Origin of the sequence: Brevundimonas sp. KM4 (assembly GCF_000964075.1) — a bacterium.
Taxonomy (GTDB): Bacteria; Pseudomonadota; Alphaproteobacteria; order Caulobacterales; family Caulobacteraceae; genus Brevundimonas; species Brevundimonas huaxiensis.
In genome coordinates, this window is sequence record NZ_JZRG01000010.1 from 67,913 (window position 1) to 89,186 (window position 21,274).

20 protein-coding genes are annotated in these 21,274 nt (G+C 66.2%); 9 read left to right on the plus strand and 11 right to left on the minus strand.

The window, feature by feature from the left end:
* Positions 1-70: 70 nt before the first annotated feature.
* Positions 71-2,926, minus strand: a complete 2,856-nt coding sequence (locus VH88_RS07160; RefSeq protein WP_231576609.1) for a hypothetical protein — start codon at positions 2,924-2,926, stop codon at positions 71-73.
* Between the two features lie 216 nt (positions 2,927-3,142).
* On the opposite strand from VH88_RS07160, the gene VH88_RS07165 reads away from it, so the two are divergent.
* From VH88_RS07165 to VH88_RS07175, 3 genes are all read left to right on the plus strand, one after another.
* Complete coding sequence (locus VH88_RS07165) at positions 3,143-3,361, plus strand: hypothetical protein (protein WP_045810644.1); 219 nt, start codon at positions 3,143-3,145, stop codon at positions 3,359-3,361.
* A gap of 61 nt (positions 3,362-3,422) precedes the next feature.
* Complete coding sequence (locus VH88_RS07170; RefSeq protein ID WP_045810645.1) at positions 3,423-3,920, plus strand: pyridoxamine 5'-phosphate oxidase family protein; 498 nt, start codon at positions 3,423-3,425, stop codon at positions 3,918-3,920.
* 93 nt (positions 3,921-4,013) lie between these two features.
* Complete coding sequence (locus VH88_RS07175; RefSeq protein WP_045810646.1) at positions 4,014-4,799, plus strand: hypothetical protein; 786 nt, start codon at positions 4,014-4,016, stop codon at positions 4,797-4,799.
* Positions 4,800-4,806: 7 nt separating this feature from the next.
* Here the strand turns inward: VH88_RS07175 and argF are convergent, their stop codons facing one another.
* From argF to VH88_RS07195, 4 genes are all read right to left on the minus strand, one after another.
* Positions 4,807-5,721 carry an ornithine carbamoyltransferase gene (gene argF, locus VH88_RS07180; RefSeq protein WP_045810647.1) on the minus strand — a complete coding sequence of 305 codons (915 nt, stop codon included), beginning with the start codon at positions 5,719-5,721 and terminating at the stop codon, positions 4,807-4,809.
* Between the two features lie 140 nt (positions 5,722-5,861).
* Complete coding sequence (locus VH88_RS07185) at positions 5,862-7,055, minus strand: aspartate aminotransferase family protein (protein WP_255360404.1); 1,194 nt, start codon at positions 7,053-7,055, stop codon at positions 5,862-5,864.
* A 117-nt stretch (positions 7,056-7,172) separates the two neighbouring features.
* Positions 7,173-8,198, minus strand: coding sequence for a M28 family metallopeptidase (locus VH88_RS07190; RefSeq protein ID WP_045810649.1), 1,026 nt, complete (start codon positions 8,196-8,198; stop codon positions 7,173-7,175).
* A gap of 42 nt (positions 8,199-8,240) precedes the next feature.
* Positions 8,241-9,071: an ABC transporter permease gene (locus tag VH88_RS07195; RefSeq protein ID WP_045810698.1), complete on the minus strand. Its 831-nt coding sequence runs from the start codon at positions 9,069-9,071 to the stop codon at positions 8,241-8,243.
* A 273-nt stretch (positions 9,072-9,344) separates the two neighbouring features.
* Here VH88_RS07195 and VH88_RS07200 point away from each other — a divergent pair, with 273 nt between their 5' ends.
* Positions 9,345-9,881, plus strand: coding sequence for a GcrA family cell cycle regulator (locus VH88_RS07200; protein ID WP_045810650.1), 537 nt, complete (start codon positions 9,345-9,347; stop codon positions 9,879-9,881).
* A gap of 186 nt (positions 9,882-10,067) precedes the next feature.
* Here VH88_RS07200 and apaG read toward each other — a convergent pair whose 3' ends face one another.
* Positions 10,068-10,475 (minus strand): Co2+/Mg2+ efflux protein ApaG, encoded by a 408-nt coding sequence (gene apaG / locus VH88_RS07205; RefSeq protein ID WP_045810651.1) that lies wholly within the window; start codon positions 10,473-10,475, stop codon positions 10,068-10,070.
* Between the two features lie 81 nt (positions 10,476-10,556).
* Here apaG and VH88_RS07210 point away from each other — a divergent pair, with 81 nt between their 5' ends.
* Entirely contained in the window at positions 10,557-11,582 is a 1,026-nt protein-coding gene (locus VH88_RS07210; protein ID WP_045810652.1) for a 2'-deoxycytidine 5'-triphosphate deaminase, read from the plus strand.
* A gap of 63 nt (positions 11,583-11,645) precedes the next feature.
* On the opposite strand, the gene VH88_RS07215 is transcribed toward VH88_RS07210, so the two are convergent.
* On the minus strand, positions 11,646-12,935 hold the full coding sequence (locus VH88_RS07215) for an MFS transporter (protein WP_369796271.1): 1,290 nt from the start codon (positions 12,933-12,935) through the stop codon (positions 11,646-11,648).
* Positions 12,936-13,017: 82 nt separating this feature from the next.
* Here VH88_RS07215 and dapE point away from each other — a divergent pair, with 82 nt between their 5' ends.
* A complete protein-coding gene (dapE, locus tag VH88_RS07220) occupies positions 13,018-14,205 on the plus strand; it encodes a succinyl-diaminopimelate desuccinylase (protein WP_045810653.1) in 1,188 nt (395 codons plus the stop codon).
* Positions 14,206-14,393: 188 nt separating this feature from the next.
* Complete coding sequence (locus tag VH88_RS07225) at positions 14,394-15,236, plus strand: hypothetical protein (protein ID WP_045810654.1); 843 nt, start codon at positions 14,394-14,396, stop codon at positions 15,234-15,236.
* A gap of 171 nt (positions 15,237-15,407) precedes the next feature.
* Here the strand turns inward: VH88_RS07225 and VH88_RS07230 are convergent, their stop codons facing one another.
* Positions 15,408-16,709 (minus strand): amidohydrolase, encoded by a 1,302-nt coding sequence (locus tag VH88_RS07230; RefSeq protein ID WP_045810655.1) that lies wholly within the window; start codon positions 16,707-16,709, stop codon positions 15,408-15,410.
* Positions 16,710-16,799: 90 nt separating this feature from the next.
* Between VH88_RS07230 and VH88_RS07235 the strand changes: the two genes are divergently transcribed.
* Positions 16,800-17,156, plus strand: a complete 357-nt coding sequence (locus tag VH88_RS07235; RefSeq protein WP_045810656.1) for a hypothetical protein — start codon at positions 16,800-16,802, stop codon at positions 17,154-17,156.
* Between the two features lie 46 nt (positions 17,157-17,202).
* Complete coding sequence (locus VH88_RS07240) at positions 17,203-17,637, plus strand: SRPBCC domain-containing protein (RefSeq protein ID WP_045810657.1); 435 nt, start codon at positions 17,203-17,205, stop codon at positions 17,635-17,637.
* Here VH88_RS07240 and VH88_RS07245 read toward each other — a convergent pair.
* Genes VH88_RS07245 through VH88_RS07255 form a run of 3 tightly spaced genes read right to left on the minus strand, consistent with a single transcriptional unit; the run spans position 17,634 to position 21,274 of the window.
* Entirely contained in the window at positions 17,634-18,614 is a 981-nt protein-coding gene (locus VH88_RS07245; RefSeq protein WP_045810658.1) for a type II secretion system F family protein, read from the minus strand. The two genes, VH88_RS07240 and VH88_RS07245, sit on opposite strands and share 4 nt — an antisense overlap.
* A 10-nt stretch (positions 18,615-18,624) precedes the next feature.
* Positions 18,625-19,602 carry a type II secretion system F family protein gene (locus VH88_RS07250; protein ID WP_045810659.1) on the minus strand — a complete coding sequence of 326 codons (978 nt, stop codon included), beginning with the start codon at positions 19,600-19,602 and terminating at the stop codon, positions 18,625-18,627.
* A gap of 4 nt (positions 19,603-19,606) precedes the next feature.
* Positions 19,607-21,274, minus strand: a complete 1,668-nt coding sequence (locus VH88_RS07255; RefSeq protein WP_231576611.1) for a CpaF family protein — start codon at positions 21,272-21,274, stop codon at positions 19,607-19,609.

Here is a 21,274-nt window from a genome sequence, read left to right on the forward strand (position 1 = left end):
CAAAAATCGCCGTCAGGCGGGCGAGGTCGGGGACGACCGGGCGACCGATAGCCGCCCAGCGCCTGGGAATCTAGCCTGTCGCTTGAGTCTGGGCCTGCGACTGGGCCACGAAGGCGTCGGCGGCGGTGCGGGCCGCGCGCTGGGCCGTGGCGCTGGCCGTCGGGCGCAGGCGCGTCACGGCGGCCTGGGCCTCCGCATCGCCGCCACGCGCGGCGATCATATACCACTTCAGCGCTTCGGTCGGATTCTTGGCCACGCCGTCGGCGCCGGTCTCGTAGATGCGCGCGACATTGTACTGGCTGTCCGGCAGGCCGCGTTCGGCCGCGTTCAGCAGCCAGGTCAGGGCCTCGGCCTGATTTGTCGCGCCGCCGTCGCCTTCATAGAGCTGCATCCCATACAGATGCATCCCGCGCGGATCGCCGCCCTCGGCCGCGCGACGGCCCCACTGACGGCTTTGGACCGGATCGGCGGGCACGCCGTTGGCGCCGTCCAGATACAGCTGACCCAGATAGGTTTGGGCGGGGGCGTAACCCAGGTTGGCCGCGCGCTTCATGCCGTCCAGGCCAGAGTTGTCGCCGGCCTCCAACTTGCCGATCGCCGCCTCGTAATCCGCCGCGCCAGGGCCGCCGATGTCGAAGGTCGCCTTCGGGCCGGTCGGCGTCACAGCCGACGCGGCCAGAGGCACGGCGCCGTTTGTCGTCGAGCCGCCGAAGCTGGGCATCTCGAAGTCCGGGGCGCCGCCGTCGGTCAGGGACAGATAGCCATAGACGCCCCCGGTCAGGGCGACCGCCGTGACCGAAGCCAGAAAAGTCTTCTTGACCGTCGATCCGTCCTTGGACGCCTGCCGGTCCAACCGTTCCTGCAGCTTGGACTTGCCGCCGCGCTTCAGGCCGAAGCCCGACCGGGGCGCAGGTTCCGGCTCGGCCGGCGCGGTGATCGCGGCGCGTGCGGCGTCGATGGTGCTGCGGGTCGAGGCGGCGCGGCCTGCGGCGGCGGCGGCTTCCATGCTGGAGCGCAGCCGGCGCGGATCCACGAACTCGGTCTCACCGCCGAAATCGTCGTCGTCCGCGTCCAGGACGTCGGCGCTGCGCTTTTCGGCCGGTGCGGTCGAGAAGCCCGGCGACGTCGCCTCCAGCGCGTCCTCGACGTCGGCGCCGCCGAAACCGCTGAAGGGCTGGATGATGGGTTCGACGCCGTCGGGATCGACCTGGCGCATCGGCATGTCGTCGGCCAGCGCCTCGACGGGCTCGGCCTCGGTCTGGACGACGGGCGCCGACGGGAAGGGCGCAGCGGTCGCGACTTCGGGCGTCACCGGATCGCTGGACCAGGCGTCCTGGTCGGTGAAGGTCTCATCGGGGAAGGCGGCGGCGCGCCAGTCGCCTTCGATGGATGCGGACTGGATCGGCGCCTGTATGGTCGCCGAGGCGGCGCGTTCCAGCACCTGTCGCGCCGGGGTCCACGCCGGCTCATTGTCCAGCGGCTTGTCACGGATCGGCGTCGGCGCGCGGGCGTCGATGCTTTCGCGGGCCTCGGCCAGCAGACGGGCGGTGCGCTCCTCGCTCAGACGCATCCGCTCGGCCAGTTCGCCGGACGCGCGGTCGTAGCGCTGCTCGATCTTGTCCGAGCTTTCCGACAGGCGTCGGCCGATGTCTTCCAGCGCCTGCTGCGAGCGGCGCTCGGACTGGGCGATGCGATCGCTGAGTTGGTCCGAGATGCGGGTGATCTCACCGCCCAGCTTCTCCAGCGCGATGGCGTGGCGATCGTCGCTGGCGGTCAGGCGTTGGTCGACGCGGTCGACGTGGCGGGCGAACTCCTGGTCCAGACGCGCGGCGCGGCGGGTGACCTCGGTTTCGATGGTCTGGCTGACGACGTCGGCGGCGGCGCGGGCGACGGCGTCAGTGCGACCGTCGTTGTCCGTCTCGACCTTCTTGACGCGCGCATTCAGGTTGCGGGCGATGCGCAGGACCTCGCGGCCCATGGCCTCAAGGCCGATGGCGCCCTTCTCTTCGGACGCCTTCAACTGATCGCCGACGGCCTGGACGGCGCGTTCAATACGGTCGATGCGCGCGCCGGTTTCGGCGGCGTCCAGACGCTGCATCATCTCGGCGCGATTGTTGTCGATCTGACGCGACAGGCTTTCGGCCAGCTTCTCGAAACGGGCCAGGTCGCGCGCGCCTTCCGGCTCGACGCGGCTTTCGGCCGTCCGCATCCGCTGGTCCAGCGCAGCGAACGAGCGTTCCAGCGTCTTCAGGGCTTCGGTCGTGCGGTTCTGGGCCTCGTCCAGACGCGCGCTGACCTGAGCCAGCATTTCCGTGCCGACGCCGGGGCCGGCGGCCTTCTCGACCGCCTCCATCCGCTCGCGCAGATCGCTGACGCCCAGACGCTGGCGTTCCTCGATGTCGTACAGGCGCCCGGTCAGGGCGCCCAGGGAGGTCTCGATCTTGCCGAAGGCTTCCTGGGTCGACGGGCCGGTGTCGCGTTCGAAGGCGCGCAGGCGGCGATGCCCTTCGCGCAGCTCCTCGGCGATGTCGTCGATGCGGCGGGCGGCGCCCTGGGCCTCGGCCTCCTGGCCGTCGAGCCGGCGCATCAGGCCCGCGACGGCCTGGTCCACGCCCTGAATGGCGACGGTCGAGCGACGTTCGGCGGCTTCCAGCCGCGCGGCGATCACATCGATGGAGGCGCTGATCCGCTGCTGGCTGTCTTCGACCTCATAGGCGTCGTCCAGACGGCGGCTGCGGTTGCGGCGTTCGTATTCGGCGGCCTGGGAGCGACGCGGCAGGGTGGCGTAGCCCTCCTCCTCGTCTTCCATGATCATGGAGTTGAGCCATTCGCCCAGCGTCATGCCGGACCGGCGCGCCAGATCCTTGGCGACCTCGCGTGCTTTGGGATCGATTCCCTTAACGCTCCACGGCGCTGCAGCGCTCACTGATTCGTCTCCCAGCCCATGTGACGAAGGCTATACCGTCAATATCGAGGGTGTAAACTGATGGTTAACCGCAACATCTAGCAGCGGTATCCCAATCCTGTGGACATCGCGCCAGACAGCCGGATTTGTGAATCATCTCGGTTAACGCGACATGAAGATTAACCTCCCGGCAAGGGTTCGCTTGCCAAGCGGCGCGGCTTTCGCCACCTGCGGCGCATGAGCCTGACCACCACCCTCGTCCTGCTTGGCGTCGCCCTCGCCGTCATGGTCTTTTGCGGATGGCGCGGCGCCCGGCCGCCGGATCCGTTCAAGGGACCGCGCCTGATGCCGTGGCGGTTCCTGATGGTCGGCGCGGCGGCGATCGCCATGCTGCTGCTGATCCACCTGGCGACGCTGTTCGGCGCCGAGCGTGCGCCCTGGATACCCGGCGCCTAGAGGCGGGAACCCGATCACGGCCGGTCGGTTGAACCTTGCGAACCACTCAAGGAGAGACCGCGTGTCCGACAAACTGACCCCCGCCGAGGCCGAGAAGGAATTCTGGAAGAGCCTGAAGGAGTCCAACACCGGCATGCTGGGCATCGATCGCCCCGGCTATCACCACCAACCCATGACCGGTTTCGGCGAGGACGAGACGGGGACCATCTGGTTCTTCACCCGCGACGACACCGATTTCGCCCGTGACGTCGCCGGCGGTGGCCAGAACGGCATGTTCTGCTACCAGGCCAAGGACGGCAAGGTTCAGGCCTGCATCCACGGCCGCCTGGCCATCGATCAGGACCGCAGCCGCATCGAGAAATACTGGAACCCCGTCGTCGCCGCCTGGTATCCGGACGGCAAGGACGACGCCCACCTGACCCTGGTCCGTTTCGACGCCGACGACGGCCGCGTGTGGGTGTCCGACAAGGGCGCGCTGGGCTTCGGATACGAAGTCCTCAAGGCCAACCTGACCAAAAGCGTCCCAAATGTCGGCGGCGTGTCGGACGTGAAGCTGTAAGAAGACTGACGCAAGTAAGCAGTCCCAGCCCACCACAATTCCGCCCTTAAGGTTGCGTCTTTCGCAACTCGATAGCCTCAGGGGGATGTGAGAATGCTGGGACTGCTGAGCGCGGCCATCATGACCTGTTCGCCGCCGGATGGGACGACCGCGCTCTTGGAAAGGCCCGAACGGGTCATCATGATCGGCGAGTTGCACGGGACGGAAGAGGCGCCGCGCGCCGTCGGCGAAATCGCCTGCGCTGCCGCGGAGCAAGGGCCCGTGGTTGTCGCACTGGAACTTGAAGACACGCTCCAACCCACCCTTGATGTGTTCATTTCACAGACGGACGAGGCGAGTGCATTGGCCACGTTGAGTGGCAGCTCTCTTCTGAACCGCGCTCGTCAGGATGGACGCACCAGCAAGGCTCTTCTGGCTTTGTTGCAAAAGGTGCGGATGCTCAAGGCGTCGGGACGCGATATCTCGGTCCACCTTTTCCAGCCCAGCATGACCCGAGCGCATGAACTGGATCAGGCGTGGTACGAGCTCAACATGGGTCAGCTTCTCAGCGAGGCGCGCCAGAACAGACCCGATGCGCGCGTGATCGGACTGGCCGGCAATATCCACGCGCGCAAGACCCCTCTCGCCAGATATCCGGACATGGGCATTCCCGCGACCGGCCATTTGCCTGCGAGAGAAACGTTGAGCCTCCGGATCGCACAGCAAGGCGGCTTTGCTTGGAATTGCGGGCGGGATGCCTGCGGCGTGAATCCTTCGTTCGCCAGCGATGACAACCAGATGAAAGGCGTCGTTCTGACCCCAGTAGAGGACGGCGCCTACGACGGTCTGCTGGCGTTGGGACCGTCGACAGCCTCGCCGCCGATCAGCGGCGAGGACTGAGCGTAGATCATCCCCCGAAGCACCAGGCCAGAACCGCCTTCTGGGCGTGGATGCGGTTTTCGGCCTCGTCCCAGACCAGAGAGCGCGGCCCGTCGATGACGGCGTCGGTGACTTCCTCGCCACGGTGGGCGGGAAGGCAATGCAGGAAGACCGCTTCGGGATCGGCGAGATTCATAAGGGCTTCGTCGACGCCGTAGTGTTCGAACGCCGCCAGCCGCGCCTCATAGTCCTGGTCCCCCATGGAGACCCAGGTGTCGGTGACGACGACGTCGGCGCCCTTGACCGCCTCGCGCGGATCGCTGGTCAGGGTGACGGCGTCGCCGCCCTTGGCCAGGTCGCGCAGGTCCGGGTGGTATTCCGCCGGACAGGCGACGTTCAGATGGAAGCCGAACTTGGGCGCCGCGTGCATGAAGCTGTGGCAGACGTTGTTGCCGTCGCCGATCCAGGCGATCGTCTTGCCGGCGATCGGCCCGCGATGCTCCTCGATCGTCTGCAGATCGGCCAGGATCTGACACGGATGCGACCGGTCGGTCAGGCCGTTGACCACCGGCACGGTGGAGACGCGGGCGAACCGCTCGACATCCTCGTGGTCGTTGGCGCGGATCATCACGGCGTCGACCATACGCGACAGGACCCGGGCGGTGTCCTCCACCGGCTCGCCGCGCCCCAGCTGCATGTCCGAGGCCGTGGCGATGATGGACGAGCCGCCCAACTGGCGGATCGCCGCGTCGAAGCTGAACCGCGTGCGGGTCGAGTTCTTCTCGAAGATCATCGCCAGAACGCGGTCCTTGCCCGGCGCATCGGCGTCGGCGCGCCCCTGGGGCCAGCCCTTGCGGGCGGCCTTGCGGGCATGGGCGTCGTCCAGGATGGCGCGCAGATCCGCCGCGTCCAGCCGGTGGATGTCGAGAAAGTGCCGGACCATATGTCTAGCTCCGCTCATCCCCGCGAAGGCGGGGACCTAGTGCTGTGGGCGACAGCCGCCCGTCGGGTGTTTCATCCGTTGATCCCGCGTTCTCGAAAGAACTGGGTCCTCGCTTTCGCGGGGATGAGCGGATGTCGGGCTCAGGCCGCCAGTTTTTCGCGGGCGACCTCGCAGGCCGCTTCGAAACGGGCCACGGCTTCGCGGGCCTCGTCCAGCGTCAGGTTCAGCGGCGGCAGCAGGCGCACGCAATTATCGCCGCCGCCAGCGATCAGCAGTTGCTGCGTGTCGCGCGCCAAGGCCATGAACTCGCGATTGTTCGGCACCATCTTGATGCCGATCAGCAGACCCTTGCCGCGCACGTCCGCGATTACATCGGGGAAGCGTTCCTGAAGGCCGGCGAACTGCTGCTTCAGATAGCCGGCGACCTCGTTGACGTTGTTCAGCGTCTCGGGGCTGTTGATCAGGCTCAGCGCCTTTTGACCGACGGCCATGGCCAGGGGGTTGCCGCCGAAGGTCGAGCCGTGCACGCCGACTGTCATGCCCTTGGCCGCCTTGGCCGAGGCCAGGCAGGCGCCGATGGGGAAGCCCCCGCCCAGAGCCTTGGCCACCGCCATGATGTCCGGCGCCATGCCCGCCCATTCATGGGCCCACAGCTTTCCGGTCCGGCCCATGCCGCACTGGACCTCGTCGAAGATGATCAGGACGCCGTGTTCGTCGCACAGTTCGCGCAGACCCCGCAGGCACTGTTCGGGCATGGCGCGGCAGCCGCCCTCGCCCTGCACGGGCTCGACGATGATGGCGGCGGTCGTGGGCTTGGCGATGGCGGCCTTGATCGCCTCGTGGTCGCCCCACTTCAGCTGGTGGAAGCCCTGCATCGGCGGGCCGAAGCCCTCGGTATAGCTGGGGTTGGCGGCGGCGTTGATCGCGCCATAGGTTCGACCGTGGAACGAGCCGTCGAAGCCGTAGATGTCGAGCCGCTCAGGCGCGCCGTTGGCCGAGTGGTATTTGCGCGCCGTCTTCAGCGCGCATTCGACGGCTTCGGTGCCCGAGTTGGTGAAGAACACCACGTCGGCGAAGCTGGATTCGCACAGGGCGTCGGCCAGCGCTTCCTGACCCGGAATGCGGAAGATGTTGGAGACGTGCCACAGCTTCTCGGCCTGATCCTTGACCGCCTGGACCAGTTCGGGGTGGGCGTGGCCCAAGCCGTTGGTCGAGATGCCGGCGACGCAGTCGAGATATTCGGTCCCGTCGGTCGCCCACAGACGCGCGCCTCGGCCGCGTTCCACTTCCAGCGGCGCGCGATTGTAGACACCCATCAAATGCTCAGTGGACACGGGACCAAGACCTCCAAAAGCGAGACGGCCCCGCCGCGTGTGCGACGGAGCCGGATCAATACGGTCAGGCGTTGTCGGATTAGTGACGGTGTTAGTCAACACCGAGCACCAAGCCGCTTAAGGGTTGCCGGCGTCCGGCGCGGGCGTGCTGGCCGCAGGGGCGTCCGGCGCCGTTTCGGCGGCGACCGCTTCGTCCTTGGCCTGGATTTCGACCAGCTTCTTGTCCAGGGCCAGGCCCAGGTCGGCGATGAACAGGCCAAAGCGGGCGACGTCGACGCCCTTCAGATAGGACAGCTTGTCGTCAGTCGTATGGATGCGCTGGAAGACGGGCGGGACGAAGCCCTCCTTCAGGCCGTTGTCCTTGCCGCCGTTGAAGGCCAGCCACATCTGGTGGGCGCCGACCGCATCCTGGGTGCCCATCGACACCACCGGCACGCCTGCGGCCGAGAAGGCGCGGTCGTCGCTGGGCGGATAGGTCGGATAGGGCATGCAGTCGAAGCCGCGTTCGGCGCACAGGCTGCGCAGCGTCTCCAGCACGAAGGCCGATTGCGGCCCGTTGTTCTCGCCATACATGACCGTCTGGCCATAGGCGGCGACATCGGCGTTGATGACGGCGGCGATCCGGTCCTTGCCGTGTTTCGCCAGGAAGGCCTTGGCGCCCAGAAGGCCCAGCTCTTCCTGGTCGGTGAAGACGAAGACGAAGCGGTGAGCGACCGGCTGGCCTTCCAGCGCCATGTCCAGCGTCTTGGCCGCCTCCATCATCGCCATGACCGAGCCGACGTTGTCGACGATGCCCTGGGACAGCGTCCCGTCGCGCAGTTTCACCGCGTCATAATGGGCGGTCAGGACGATGTCCTTGTCGCCCTCGCCCACCGTGACGACGACATTGGAGCCTTCCATCGGGCCGGTGGCCTGGTTGCCGCCTTCAAAGGTCTGGATTTCGGGCGTGAAGCCCAACGTCCTCAGGAAACCGACCAGAACCTGGGTCCGTTCGGCGTTGGTGGGCTTGATGAACTGGGCGGCGCCGGCGGCGATGTCGGGGCGATCGCCGGCCTGGGGCGTCGCTTCCTGAGCGAAGGCGGGACCAAAAGCGGATGTGGCGGCGAACAGGGCCGTGGCGGCGACGAGCGAACGAAACAGCATGAAGCGGACCTCTCGGGGGAGCGATCCGCAACAGGTAGCGATCTAGCTCTTAAGACGCCAGCCCGAGCGGAACACCAGCCAGCAGACCACGCCCATGACCGCCATCAGCACGGCCGACCCTATGACGCCGACCGTCAGATTGCTTTCGGCATGGCCGATGAAGCCGTAGCGGAAGCCGTCGATCAGATAGAAGAAGGGGTTGTATCGGCTCAGCGCCCGGAACGGCTCGGGCAGGTTCTCGACCAGATAGAAGGTCCCCGACAGGAAGGTCATCGGCATGACGATGAAGTTCTGGACCGCCGACAGGTGGTCGAACTTCTCGCTCCACAGCCCCGCCAGCACCCCGGTCATGCCCATGATGAAACAGGCGGCCAGGGCGAACCAGACGATGGCGAAGATATTGGCGATGCCCAGCGGCGCGAACGGCAGCACGCAGATCGCCGTCACCAGACCGACCGCCAGGCCGCGCGTCGCGGCGCCCAGCGTAAAGCCCAGCGTCAGCTCCAGCGGGCTGAGCGGCGGGGTCAGGAAGTCGGTCGCCGTGCCCATGATCTTGGCCTGGATCAGGCTGGACGAGGCGTTGGCGAAGGCGTTGTTCAACATGGCCATCATGATCAGGCCGGGCGCGACGAACAGGGCGAACGGCGTGCCGTGCAGCGGCGGCCGCGCGTTCTGAAGCGCCACCACGAACACCAGCATATAGAGCAGCGTCGTGACCACCGGCGCCGCCACCGTCTGTGCGCCCACCTTCCAGAAGCGACGCACCTCGCGCAGATACAGGGTCTGCACCCCGATCCAGTTGATCCCCGGATAGCGACGCGGCTGCGGCAGGCCGGCAGGCCGGGTGGAGATCAGATCGGGCGTATCGGTCATGGCCCGCCAGATGCGCTCGACCGCCGCGCTTCGCAAGGCCGAGGTGATTGATGAATCGTGACTGTCCTGCGCAGTCGTCCTGACTCACCAGTCACGCGTCGCCATTCACCAATCCGCCTTAACCTTAACGATGATTCAATATCTGGTTTCTGTGGACAGGATGATTCGCACATCTTGCGTCTCTTAACGGCTGGTTTACGATTAGTTGTAGGTCAAGACCCCGGAGGGGGAGCCTGGACCTAGATATTGAATCCAAACTCGCTGGAGGGTGGCATGACCGCAGGCTGGACCGACGACCGCGTAGGCGCGCTAAAGAAGCTCTGGCTTGAGGGCCAGTCCGCGAGCCAGATCGCCAAACAACTGGGCGGCGGGGTCACCCGCAACGCCGTGATCGGCAAGGTGCACCGTCTGGGCCTGTCGGGCCGGGCCGCCCCGTCGCAACCGGCGCGCACCGTCGCCGCGACCTTCCGCACCGCGCGTCCGCGCCCGGCGCCGGCCGCTCCGGCGCAGCAACCTTCGGCCCCGCGCCGTCTGGAAGCCGTCCAGCCCAAGCCGGTCGAACCCGCAGCCCCCGTCCCCGCCCCGATCCCGGATTTGCCGGGCATGGCGACCGTGATGACCCTGGGCGCCCACATGTGCAAATGGCCGATCGGCGACCCATCGTCGCGCGAGTTCAGCTTCTGCGGCCGCCGCTCGTCGGAAGGCGTCTATTGCGTCGAACACGCCCGCGTCGCCTACCAGCCGCAAGTCCGTCGCGGCTCCAAGGAAAGCGGTTCCGACCTGGCCCGCAGCCTGCGGCGTTACATCTAAAGAGCGCTACGCTCACGACGCGGTCGCTCGCGACTTGAGCGCGGCGCTTCGCGCGGGTCATGCCCGCGTCACAGATGCTCTCCATTGAGCTCACTTCCCCCTCGCCGGTTCGCGCAAGCGGCCGGCGAGATTTCAGGGGCGGGGCTGCGGTTCATCCGGGTTGACGCAGCCCCATCCGCCCTTCGATCAGTTCAGCACCCGCCGCGCATCCGGCGTATCCAGCGAAAACGCCGGGATCTGCGCCTTGAAACTGCGCCCGTCCGCATCCGTCATATAATAGGCGCCCACCATCGACCCGCTGTCGGTGCCCAGCGGACAGCCCGAGGCGTAAGCGTAGCTGCCGCCCGGTTCGATCACCGGCTGTTCGCCGACCACGCCGGGACCGCGCACCTCCTCGACATGGCCGTGGCCGTCGGTGATGGTCCAGCGTCGCGCCATCAACTGCACCGTCGATCCCGTCAGGTTCACGATCTCGATCTGATAGGCCCAGACCCAGCGCCCTTCGTCGGGATCGGACTGGCCCGCCAGATAGCTGGGCCGGACCCGGATCAGGATGCCGTTCGTCTCGGCGGTATAGGCAGGACCCTCGTGCATGGGCTATATGCTCGCCCCGCCGCGCGCGGGCTGCAAGCGCGACTTGGAGATAAGTCGTGAAAACCGTGTGAGACAGACGCCATGAGCTCCTTCCAAGCGCCCCGTCCCGGCATCCTGCCCGCCCAGTCCATCGAGACGTTGATCGCCGCCGGCGCCGTCACGTCCGACACGCCCTTCGACCACGACCAGGTCCAGCCGGCCAGCCTGGACCTGCGGCTCTCGGATCAGGCCTGGCGGGTCCGCGCCTCCTTCCTGCCCGGCCGGCGCAAGGTCGAGGACCGCATCGCCGACGTGGCCATGCACGCCATCGAGATCACCGAGGCCGGCGTCGTGCTGGAAAAGGGCTGCGTCTATATCGTGCGCCTTCAGGAGCGGCTGAAATTGCCGAAAGGGTTGATCGCCCGCGCCAATCCGAAAAGCTCGACCGGCCGCGTCGATGTCTTCGTGCGTCTGCTGACCGATCAGGGCGCCAGTTTCGATGATGTGGCCGAGGGTTATGACGGCCCTCTCTATATGGAGGTCGCGCCCCAGACCTTCTCCATCCTGGTCCGCCCCGGCACGCGCCTGAACCAGCTACGGCTCAAGGCCGGCGATCCGCCCAAGCTGGAGACCCGCTCGGTCGGCGTCGATCTGCAGGGCGGCGACATCGTCGGCTTCCGCGGGCGTCGCCATGCGGGCGTGGTCGATCTGGACCACATCGACGGCCACGACCCGCGCGACTTCTGGGAGCCGTTGAGCCTCCGCCGTGGCGAACTGCTGCTGGATCCGGGCGAGTTCTATATCCTGGCCTCGTCCGACGACGTCGAAATCCCGGTCGACCAGGCCGCCGAAATGACGCCCATCGATCCGTCGGTCGGCGAGTTCCGCGTCCACTACGCCGGCTTCTTCGACCCCGGCTTCGGCACCGACGAGGCGCATGGCGCGGGCTCGAAAGGCGTGCTGGAAGTCCGCACCCACGACACGCCGTTCCTGCTGGAACACGGCCAGATCGTCGCCCGCCTGGTGTACGAGCCCCTGACCGAACGCCCCAGCCGCCTGTATGGCGAAAGCGGCAGCCACTATCAGAACCAGGGCCTGAAGCTGTCGAAGCACTTCAAGGCCTGGTGAAACGTGATCGGTGACTGGTGAATCGTGATTGGCGCGTGGTCGTCACGATTCACCGCTCACGACTCACGTCAACCGATCCGCCTTCCTCAGCCCCGGGAACATCGTCGCCCAGGCCCCGGTCGCGGCCAGGGCGCCGAACCCGCCGAATACCGCTGCGCCGACCGCGCCCAGCAGCCGGACCATGACGCCGGAATAGGCCTCGCCCAGTTCGTTGGAGGCGCCGATGAACAGCATGGACACCGAGGACACCCGGCCGCGCATGTGATCGGGCGTGGCCAGCTGGATCAGGGTCTGGCGCACATTGACGCTGATCATGTCCGCCGCCCCGCCGATGAAAAGCGCCAGGCCCGACAGCCAGACGATGCGCGACAGGCCGAAGGTGATGGTGCACAGGCCGAACACCGCCACCGCCGCGAACATCCAGCGCCCGCCGTTCTGGCGGATCGGATAGCGGCTCAGATAGATGGCCATGACCATGGCCCCCACGCCGAACGAGGCCCGCAACAGGCCGAACCCTTGCGGTCCGACATGGAGGATGTCGCGCGCGAAGATGGGCGTCAGCAGCGCCACGCCCGCCAGCAGCACTACGACCAGGTCCAGTGAAATGGCGCCCAGCACGATCTTGGTCTTCCACACATAGGCCAGCCCCTCCTTGACCGAATCCACGGGCGACAGCGAATTGGCCTGGGGGGCGGGCTTGCCGCTGGTGCGGATCAGGATGAAGGCCGCGACGGCCAGCAGGAACATGCCTAGCGACACCGCATAGGCCAGGGGCACGTTGATCCCCACGATCGCCCCGCCCAGGGCAGGGCCGGCGATGGCGCCGGTCTGAAACGCGATGGACTGGGCCGCGATGGCGGGCGGCAGGGCCTTGCGCCCCACGACCATCGGCAGGAAGGCCTGGCTGGCCGGCGCCAGAAACGCCCGCGCCGCGCCGAACAGGGCCGCAACCGCCAACAGACCCCACAGCGGCGGGTTTCCGTGCAGGGCCATGGCCAGGAACGATCCCGCGCAGGCCGCCTCGACCAGGATCGAGATCCACACCGTGCGCTTCCTGTCGCGCCGATCCGCCATCGCCCCGGCCGGGAGGGTGAAGGCCAGCAGCGGCAGGAACTGACACAGCCCCACCAGCCCCAGATACAGGCTGGCCTCCTCGATCGGATGATCGCGCCGGGCGATCTCATAGACCTGCCACAACAGGGCCGACGACTGGATCTGGATCGCCAGCACCGCCACCACGCGGCCGAACCACAACAGGCGGAAGTCGCGAATGCCCCACGGGCTGGACGGGCCTTCTGGCCCCCCAGATGATGGAGACGGCGGAACGGGCGGGGCGGCGGGGCCGGCAGCGATGGATTCTGTAGTCAAGGTCTCGGCTTCGGCAGCAGCACACCGTCTTCTCGCAGACGCGGATTATCCCTAAAAGCATAGCCGCATGAGCCGCGCATCAACTCCCGTTATCGATCCTGTCGAAATGACCCGCGACCTGATCCGCATTCCCTCCGTCACACCCGCCGACGAGGGGGCGATGGATGTGCTGGAACGCCATCTGACGGCGCTGGGCTTCACCTGCCGCCGCCTGGCCTTCGAGGGACCGGGCGGACAAGGCGTTCATGCGCGGATCGAGAACCTGTACGCCCGGCGCGGGACCACCTCGCCCAACCTGTGTTTCGCCGGCCATACGGACGTGGTCCCGACCGGCCCGTCGGATCAGTGGTCGTCGCAACCCTTCAACGCCGAGGTCAAGGACGGCGTCCTGTACGGTCGCGGCGCGGTGGACATGAAGGGCGGGATCGCCGCCTGGGTCGCCGCCGTGTCCCAGGTGCTGGCGGACGGCGAACCCGCCGGCTCCCTCTCCTTCCTGATCACCGGCGACGAGGAAGGCCCGGCGCTGCACGGCACGAAACGCGTGGTCGAGGCCCTGGCCGCCGAGGGCGAGGTCATCGACGCCTGCGTGGTCGGCGAACCCTCCTCGTCGCAACAGCTGGGCGACATGATCAAGGTCGGACGGCGCGGCTCGCTGAACACCTGGATCACCGTCCACGGCAAACAGGGCCACGTCGCCTATCCCGAGCGCGCCGCCAACCCGGCCCCGGTGATCGCCAAACTGATGGCCCGCCTGAACGACCGTGTGCTGGATCAGGGCTACGAGAACTTCCCCCCGTCGAACCTCGAAATCACCACCATCGACATCGGCAATCCGGCGACCAACATCATCCCGGCCCAGGCGACGGCGCGGCTGAACATCCGCTTCAACCCCAGCCATACCGGCGACGCCCTGATCGACTGGCTGAACCGCGAGGCCGGGGCCATGCAGGCCGAGACCGGACTTCAGATCACTCTGGAGCACCTTTGCTCGGGCGAGGCCTTCCTGACCGAGCCGGGCGCCTTCGTGGAGGCGGTTCAGGATGCGGTCGAGGCCGTGGCGGGCCGCCGCCCCGAGGCCTCCACCACCGGCGGCACCTCCGACGCCCGCTTCATCCGCGCCCTGTGCCCAGTGCTGGAACTGGGCCTGGTCGGCCAGACCATGCACCAGATCGACGAACGCGTGCCGACGGCGGAGCTGGAGACGCTGACGGCGGTCTACCGCCGAGTGATCGAGACGGTGTTCGAGCGGCTGTAGCGAGATTTATTGGCGGCCAGATTTGCCCCGGTCCGAAGCCAGCCTTCGAATGGTTCGAGAAGGGTGGAAAGCGGGTGGTTCGCTATCCATTCTCGTGCGCCCCAACACCTGCATTTGTTTACGCTCAACCGACGTAATCGATTGAATTCTGGCAACGGCAGCAGGCCGAATCGCCGTTAAGTTTAGCGATGACCAAGTCGTCCAGCCGAAGCAACCCGTCGCTTACCCGAAGGCTGAAGGCCAACGAGATCGAAGTTCGAGAAACAAGGCTAACGAAATCCGACTTCGATGCGATCTTGGAGGATGAACGCTTCCTTTTCTTTATGTGTGGCCAAATTTACAATGAGATTGGCATCCTGACAGCGGTACTGATCCAAGCGCTCCAAACCGACAAGCAAGGACGGCCAAAGGCAATAAGAGAGACTGCAATCGGCACGGCCTACCTGATGGCGCGCCTTCTCTGTAACCGGATATACGAAGGGTGGGATCGCGTCGGTCGCAACAAATCCAAGCTTCTGTTCGAGGCGCTATGGAGTGAACTGCCAGAGCTTGAGCGTGCCGCGATCGGCCCTGAAGTCGAGGCAGCTCGAGCGCGCCTCGAGAGCTACTTCAGCGATGATAAGGCACTTTTGAGAGTGGCCCGTAAAAAGCTGGCTTCACATATTGATCGGGCAAGCTTCGTGGGGGCCTACAATCTTTTGCCACCAGATTTCCCGCTTCACGACTTCCACACCGGCAAGATGGGAACGACTTTCTACGGTGGAGCGGACAGCATTGCGGCAATCGCGCCGTCGTACTTGGTCGGCACCGACGATCTCACGGCAGGTAATCAGCAGATGATGACTGATGTTCTAGCCGTGGGATCAGATCTCCGGACAGTCATAGACGGCTACATGGTGGCATTCATGATCGCGCGCTTTGGCACCGACGTGCTGGCCGGGCGCGGTGAGATTCTCAGAAATCTTCCCTCCGCTACGTCGCTACGCTTCCATTATTTTTTCGCCGTGCCCCCTCGGCTTCTTCGGAGTTAGGAAAGTCGAACCGGCAGAAGCGTTGGAACTAACGAGTGGCAACGATAATACTGCCCTGAGGTGGTTGTTCGCCCGGCCGCAAATGAACTTGCGCGGACAATTTTCTGCGGACGCCTGATGTCCGCGTTGGGTCGGTTTGCGACATCGCCTCACACTGCAATCGCCCGCTCCCTAACTCCGCTCCAGAAACCGCAGCGCCGTCAGCACATGCGCCTTCACCCCCAGCGGTAGGACCTTCTCGTTCGGCGAAAACTCCGGCGAATGGTTGGGGGCCGAGGTCGCGGGATCGACGCCGTCGGGACTGGCGCCCAGATGGTAGAAGACGCCGGGGATGACCTGCTGGAAATAGCTGAAGTCCTCGGCCACCGTGGTCGGAGGCGTGGCGGGGTTGACGTTCCCCGCGCCCGCCGCCTCGGTCAAAACCGGGCCCAGCCAGGCGGACAGGCCGGGGTCGTTGAACACCAGGGCCGCGTTCTGTTTGACGCCGAACTCGGCGGTGGCGCCGTAGGCCTCGGCGACATGGTCGATGGCGGTTTCGGCGCGGGCGACCAGGGCGTCGCGCTGGGCCGTATCGAAGGTGCGCAGCGTGCCTGACAGCGTCGCGCTGTCGGGGATGATGTTGTAGCGGACGCCGGCGTTGATCGTGGCGATGGTGAAGACGGTCGGGGTCGTGGTCGGATCAACCGTGCGGGCGGTCAGGGTGTTGACCGTCTCGACCACCTGCCCCGCCACCGCGATAACATCGACCCCGCGCCAGGGCCAGGCGCCATGCGTCTGCTTGCCCTTCAGGCGGATATCCACGCGATCGGAGGCGGCCATGAACCCCTCGGGCCGATAGAAGACGCTGCCCGGGCGCCCCGGCACGACGTGCAGGCCGAAAATGGCCTCGGGCTTGGGATCGTTCAGCGCCCCTTCGGCGATCATCAGGGCCGCGCCGCCCTTGGGCTCTCCCGGAGGCGCACCCTCCTCGGCCGGCTGGAAGACGAAGACCACCGTGCCGGCGATCCGGTCTTTCATTCCCGCCAGCACCTCGGCCGCGCCCATCAGCATGGCCATATGCATGTCGTGGCCGCAGGCATGGGCCACCGGCACGGTGTTGCCCATATAGGTGCCGGTCGCGCTCGAGGCGAAGTCGAGGCCCGTCGCCTCCTGGACCGGCAGGGCGTCCATGTCGGCGCGCAGGGCCACCGTCCGACCCGGCAGTGCGCCGCGCAGCACGCCGATCACGCCCGTCTTGCCGACCCCGGTGCGAACCTCCAGCCCCAGCGATCGCAGTTGGTTGGCGATCACGCCGGCCGAGCGGGTCTCGGCGAAGCCGAGTTCGGGATGCTGATGGAAATCGCGCCGCCAGGCCACGACCTCTGGCAGGACGCGCTGCACGGCGGCGTCCACGCTGGCCGTATCGACCTGGGCCTGAGCGGCGCCGGCGGCGAGCAACAGCGCCGTTGTGGAGGCGGCGAACAGTCGGCGCATGTGAAGGTCCCGTGAAATTTTCAGCCCGACGACAGGTGACGGCGCCGCGACCGCTTGTGCAAGCGGTGACGAACGGCGATTTCTTTCCGCATGGGTGAGAAGGCCTTCAAGAGCGCAAAGACGGAATGGCGCGACGTCGTTCTGGTCTGTCGCAAATGTTCGAAAAAGCTGGACGGCGGCTTCGGCCCCGGCGGCGATCTGACGCTGAAGAAGGCGTTGCGAAAATATCTGCACTTGAAGAAGGGCAAACAGGGTCGAAAGGGCGAGCTGACGGTCGTCGGCGCCGACTGTTTCGACATCTGCCCCAAGGGCGCTGTCGTCGCCGTCAACACGGCCCAGCCCAAGAAGCTGCTGATCATCCCGGCCGGCGCCGACCTGTTGGAGGTCAAGACGCGGCTGGGGCTGGACGACGGACGGCGGTTGAAGCGGATCGACGGGGCCGACTGAGGCTCGGCGCCTTTCTTCCGTCGGCCAGCCGTGTCACAGCGAAATCATGGATGACACTCGCATTGAAAAACGCGTCGGCGTTCAGGCGACCTCGGACCGCATCTGGGATCTGGTCGCGGACCTGTCCGGCTGGGGCGCCTGGAACCCGATCGACAGGGACGTCTCGGGCGCCATCGCCTACGGCGGCCGCCTGAGCATGACCGAGGCCTGGCCCGACATGGCCGAACGCCAGTCGGCGGCCCAGGTAGTGGAATGGCAGCCGCGCGCGCGTCTGGTCTGGGCCGAACGGCGCGGCTTCCTGTTCCAGAGCCTCCGCTACATCCAGATCGAGGAGCTGGCCCCCGGCAACTGCATCGTCGCGATCGGCATCCGCTTTTCGGGCATTCGCGGCGAGCTGTTCCACGACAAGCATCGCCCGGCGATCAAGGCGGCGTTCGAAAGCGCCGCCCATGGGTTGAAGGCGGCGGCGGAGCGCGCCTAACGCCCGTCCTTCATCATGTCGATGACGTTCAGGATCGCCGGACCCAGGATGACGATGAACAGGACCGGCAGGAAGAACAGGATCATCGGCACGGTCAGTTTGGCCGGCAGGGCCGAGGCCTTCTTCTCTGCGGCGGACATCCGCAGATCGCGATTTTCCTTCGCCATGACGCGCAGAGCGGTGGCCAGCGGCGTGCCATAGGTCTCGGCCTGCGTCATGGCGGTCGCGACCGACTTCACACCCGGATGGTTGGTGCGCTTGCCCAGATTTTCGTAGGCCATGCGACGGTCCGGAAGATACGAGAGCTCTGCGGACAGCAGCGACAGTTCCTCGGCCAGATCGATCGAAGACGGCCCCATTTCCTGGCTCACCTTGGCGATCGCCGCCTCGATCGACATGCCCGCCTCGACGCAGATCAGCAGCAGGTCCAGCGCATCTGGAAAAGCCTGCATGATCGAGGTGCGACGCTTGTCGATGCGGTTCTTCAGATACAGGTTCGGCGCATAGAAGCCGGCCACCGCCGCCGCCATCGTCGCGGTCACCTTGTTCATCGTGGGCCAGTCCACGACCTTGATCACGAACAGATAGAAGGCCGCCACGATCATGAAGATGAAGGGCGAAGTGAAGCGGAAGAAGTAGAAGGTCGTCAGCGGACGCGGTCCGCGATAACCGGCCTGCACCATCTGCCCCGCGACCTTGGGATCTTCCAGCAGCTTGGACAGATTCAGCCGATCTACAATCCGCTTCTTGAACCCGTCGTCGGTGTGACGCAGCGCCCCCTGACCGCCGGCCATGTTCGCGCGTGACCGGCGTTTCAGGTCGTCGCGGCGTTCCGCAACCGCCTTCATTCGCTTGTCTAGCGCAACCCCGCCCGTCATCGACGACAACAGGGTGACGACCGTGGCGAAGACCAGCACACCCACGCCGATGCTAAGCAGGTTCTGCGGGTCGGTGATGAAACGGATAAAGCTTTCCATGATCCCGGCCTCAGAACTTGAACGAGATCATGCGTTTCATCACGAAGATGCCGGTCGCCATCAGCAGCGCCGCCATCAGCAGCATGAAGTTGCCGCGGAAATCGGTGAACAGCGGCATCATGTAAGAGGGGGTGGTGAACATGACCATCGTCATGACCGCCGGCGGCAGGGAGGCGATGATGCCGGCCGAGGCCAAGGCTTCGGACGACAAAGCCTTGATCTTCTCGCCCATCATGCGACGAGCGCGCAGCACGGCCGACAGATTGCCCAGCGCCTCGGCCAGGTTGCCGCCGGTCTTCTGCTGGATGGCGATGACGATGGTGAAGAAACGCAGTTCGGACGTCGGCATCCGGCCGTACATCTTCTCCAGCGCCTGCTCCAGGGTCAGGCCGACGCCCAGGCCCTCGACCAGCGTCTGAAACTCAGGCCCCAGCGGCGCCGGGCTCTCGCGGGCGATGATCTTGAAACATTCGTGGACCGGCAGGCCCGATTTGATGCCGCGCACGATCACATCGACGGCGTTGGGAAACTCCAGCGAGAACTTCTTCATCCGCGACTTACCGAGGAAGCCCACGATCCAGCGCGGCAGTCCCAGACCGAAGATCAGGGCGATGCCGATGACAACCAGGATCGGCAATCCGAAGATCAGCGCGCCCAAGCCGGTCACCAGCCCGACCACAGCCGAGATGATGTAGAAGGTCGTCACGCTCAGGCTCAGGCCTGCCTGTTTCAGGCGCGACGCCAGGGTCGTGCGCGCCTTGCGCTCACGGCGATCGGCGTCCTGCAACTGAACCAGAATCTGTTTGCGGCGCGCCTCGGGCGTGTTGGCGGCGGCGGCCTTGCGGGCAAGCGCAGGATTTTTCTTGCCCTCGCCCATGCTCTGGGCGCGCTTGACGGCCTGGGCCGAGGAATCGTCTCCGCCGACGAAGACCCAGCCCAGTCCGCCGATGGTGATGAAGGCCAGGACGGCGGCGAGGATTGGAAGCATCGTCCTACTCCGCCGCGTCCAGGGCGTCGGCCAGCTCGCGCTCCAGCCCGTAGTATCGGGCGCGGTCCCAGAAGCGGGGACGGGCGATGCCGGTCGAGCGGTGACGGCCGATGATCTTGCCGTTCTCGTCCTCGCCAGTGATGTCGTAGACAAACAGGTCCTGGGTCACGATCACATCGCCTTCCAGGCCCACGACCTCGGTGATGTGGGTGATGCGGCGAGAACCGTCGCGCAGGCGGGCGGCCTGGATGATGACGTCGACCGAGCCGACGATCATCTCGCGAATCGTCTTGGACGGCAGGCCGTAGCCGCCCATGGTGATCATGGACTCCATCCGGCTGATGGCTTCGCGCGGGCTGTTGGCGTGCAGCGTGCCCATCGAGCCGTCGTGGCCCGTGTTCATGGCCTGCAACAGGTCGAACGCCTCGGGTCCGCGCACCTCGCCGACGATGATCCGCTCGGGACGCATCCGCAGACAGTTCTTGACCAGATCCCGCATCGTGATCGTGCCCTGGCCTTCCAGGTTCGGCGGGCGGGTTTCCAGACGCACGACGTGCGGCTGCTGCAGTTGCAGTTCGGCGGCGTCCTCGCAGGTGATGACGCGCTCGGTCGGGTCGATGAAGGCCGTCAGGGTGTTCAGCAGGGTCGTCTTGCCCGAGCCGGTGCCGCCCGAGATGACCAGGTTGCATCGCGACGCGCCAATGACGCCCAGGACGCGCGCGCCCTCGGGACTGATGGAGGCGTACTCCACCAGATTCTTCATCGTCAGCTTGTCTTTCTTGAACTTCCGGATCGTCAGCGTCGGGCCGTCGATGGCCAGCGGCGGAGCGATGACGTTGACGCGCGAACCGTCCGGCAAGCGAGCGTCGCAGATGGGGCTCGACTCGTCCACGCGGCGGCCGACCTGGCTCACGATCCGCTGGCAGATGTTCATCAGCTGGGTGTTGTCGCGGAAACGGACATTGGTCAGCTGGACCTTTCCCGCGACCTCGATGAAGACCCGTCCGGCGCCATTGACCATGATGTCGGCGATGTCGTCGCGGCTCAGCAGCGGCTCCAGCGGACCATAGCCCAGGACGTCGTTGACGATGTCCTGAACCAGATGCTCCTGCTCGGCGACCGACATGGAGACGTTCTTGATCGCCACCAGTTCGGCGACGATGTCGCGGATTTCTTCCGACGCCGCCTTCTGGTCCAGATGCGCCAGCTGGGCCAGGTCGATAGTGTTCATCAACGCGTTGAAGATCGTCGTCTTCGTGGCGTGATAATAGTCGCTCTGTTCGCGGACGATCTCGGCGACCGCCTGGGCCTTTTTCAGCTGCTCGAGACCCGCCGTGGCCTTCGGCCCGGTGCCGGCGACGTTGCCGGTGGGACGCGGGGCCTCAGGCGCCGGCTTGGGCTTGGGACGCGACGCCAGAGCGTCCAGACGATTGGCCGGCGCCGGCTGGGTTGGGGCAGACGCGCGGTCGAAGGCGTCGGCCGCCGGTTCCAGATCCTCGTCGGCATAGGCAAAGGCTGATGCGTTGGTCGTCGCCGCCGTCGGCGCGGCGGCCGCCTGCATGCTGAACACGGACACAGGTTCGCCGCCAGCCGCGGATGCCGGCGCGGGGGCCGGGGCCGGCCGCAGCGGCGCAGGGGCGGCGCCGGGCTGACCTGTGCGTTTGCCAAACAT

What these genes read in the sequence shown, in the direction of transcription:
- VH88_RS07190 (WP_045810649.1), bottom strand. Translation starts at nt 8,198, where the DNA reads ATGCTGTTTCGTTCGCTCGTCGCCGCCACGGCCCTGTTCGCCGCCACA.
- VH88_RS07245 (WP_045810658.1), bottom strand. Translation starts at nt 18,614, where the DNA reads ATGGAAAGCTTTATCCGTTTCATCACCGACCCGCAGAACCTGCTTAGC.
- VH88_RS07240 (WP_045810657.1), top strand. Translation starts at nt 17,203, where the DNA reads ATGGATGACACTCGCATTGAAAAACGCGTCGGCGTTCAGGCGACCTCG.
- VH88_RS07235 (WP_045810656.1), top strand. Translation starts at nt 16,800, where the DNA reads ATGGGTGAGAAGGCCTTCAAGAGCGCAAAGACGGAATGGCGCGACGTC.
- dapE (WP_045810653.1), top strand. Translation starts at nt 13,018, where the DNA reads ATGAGCCGCGCATCAACTCCCGTTATCGATCCTGTCGAAATGACCCGC.
- argF (WP_045810647.1), bottom strand. Translation starts at nt 5,721, where the DNA reads ATGGTCCGGCACTTTCTCGACATCCACCGGCTGGACGCGGCGGATCTG.
- VH88_RS07230 (WP_045810655.1), bottom strand. Translation starts at nt 16,709, where the DNA reads ATGCGCCGACTGTTCGCCGCCTCCACAACGGCGCTGTTGCTCGCCGCC.
- VH88_RS07255 (WP_231576611.1), bottom strand. Translation starts at nt 21,274, where the DNA reads ATGTTTGGCAAACGCACAGGTCAGCCCGGCGCCGCCCCTGCGCCGCTG.
- VH88_RS07165 (WP_045810644.1), top strand. Translation starts at nt 3,143, where the DNA reads ATGAGCCTGACCACCACCCTCGTCCTGCTTGGCGTCGCCCTCGCCGTC.
- VH88_RS07210 (WP_045810652.1), top strand. Translation starts at nt 10,557, where the DNA reads ATGAGCTCCTTCCAAGCGCCCCGTCCCGGCATCCTGCCCGCCCAGTCC.
- VH88_RS07195 (WP_045810698.1), bottom strand. Translation starts at nt 9,071, where the DNA reads ATGACCGATACGCCCGATCTGATCTCCACCCGGCCTGCCGGCCTGCCG.
- VH88_RS07200 (WP_045810650.1), top strand. Translation starts at nt 9,345, where the DNA reads ATGACCGCAGGCTGGACCGACGACCGCGTAGGCGCGCTAAAGAAGCTC.
- apaG (WP_045810651.1), bottom strand. Translation starts at nt 10,475, where the DNA reads ATGCACGAGGGTCCTGCCTATACCGCCGAGACGAACGGCATCCTGATC.
- VH88_RS07250 (WP_045810659.1), bottom strand. Translation starts at nt 19,602, where the DNA reads ATGCTTCCAATCCTCGCCGCCGTCCTGGCCTTCATCACCATCGGCGGA.
- VH88_RS07225 (WP_045810654.1), top strand. Translation starts at nt 14,394, where the DNA reads ATGACCAAGTCGTCCAGCCGAAGCAACCCGTCGCTTACCCGAAGGCTG.
- VH88_RS07175 (WP_045810646.1), top strand. Translation starts at nt 4,014, where the DNA reads ATGCTGGGACTGCTGAGCGCGGCCATCATGACCTGTTCGCCGCCGGAT.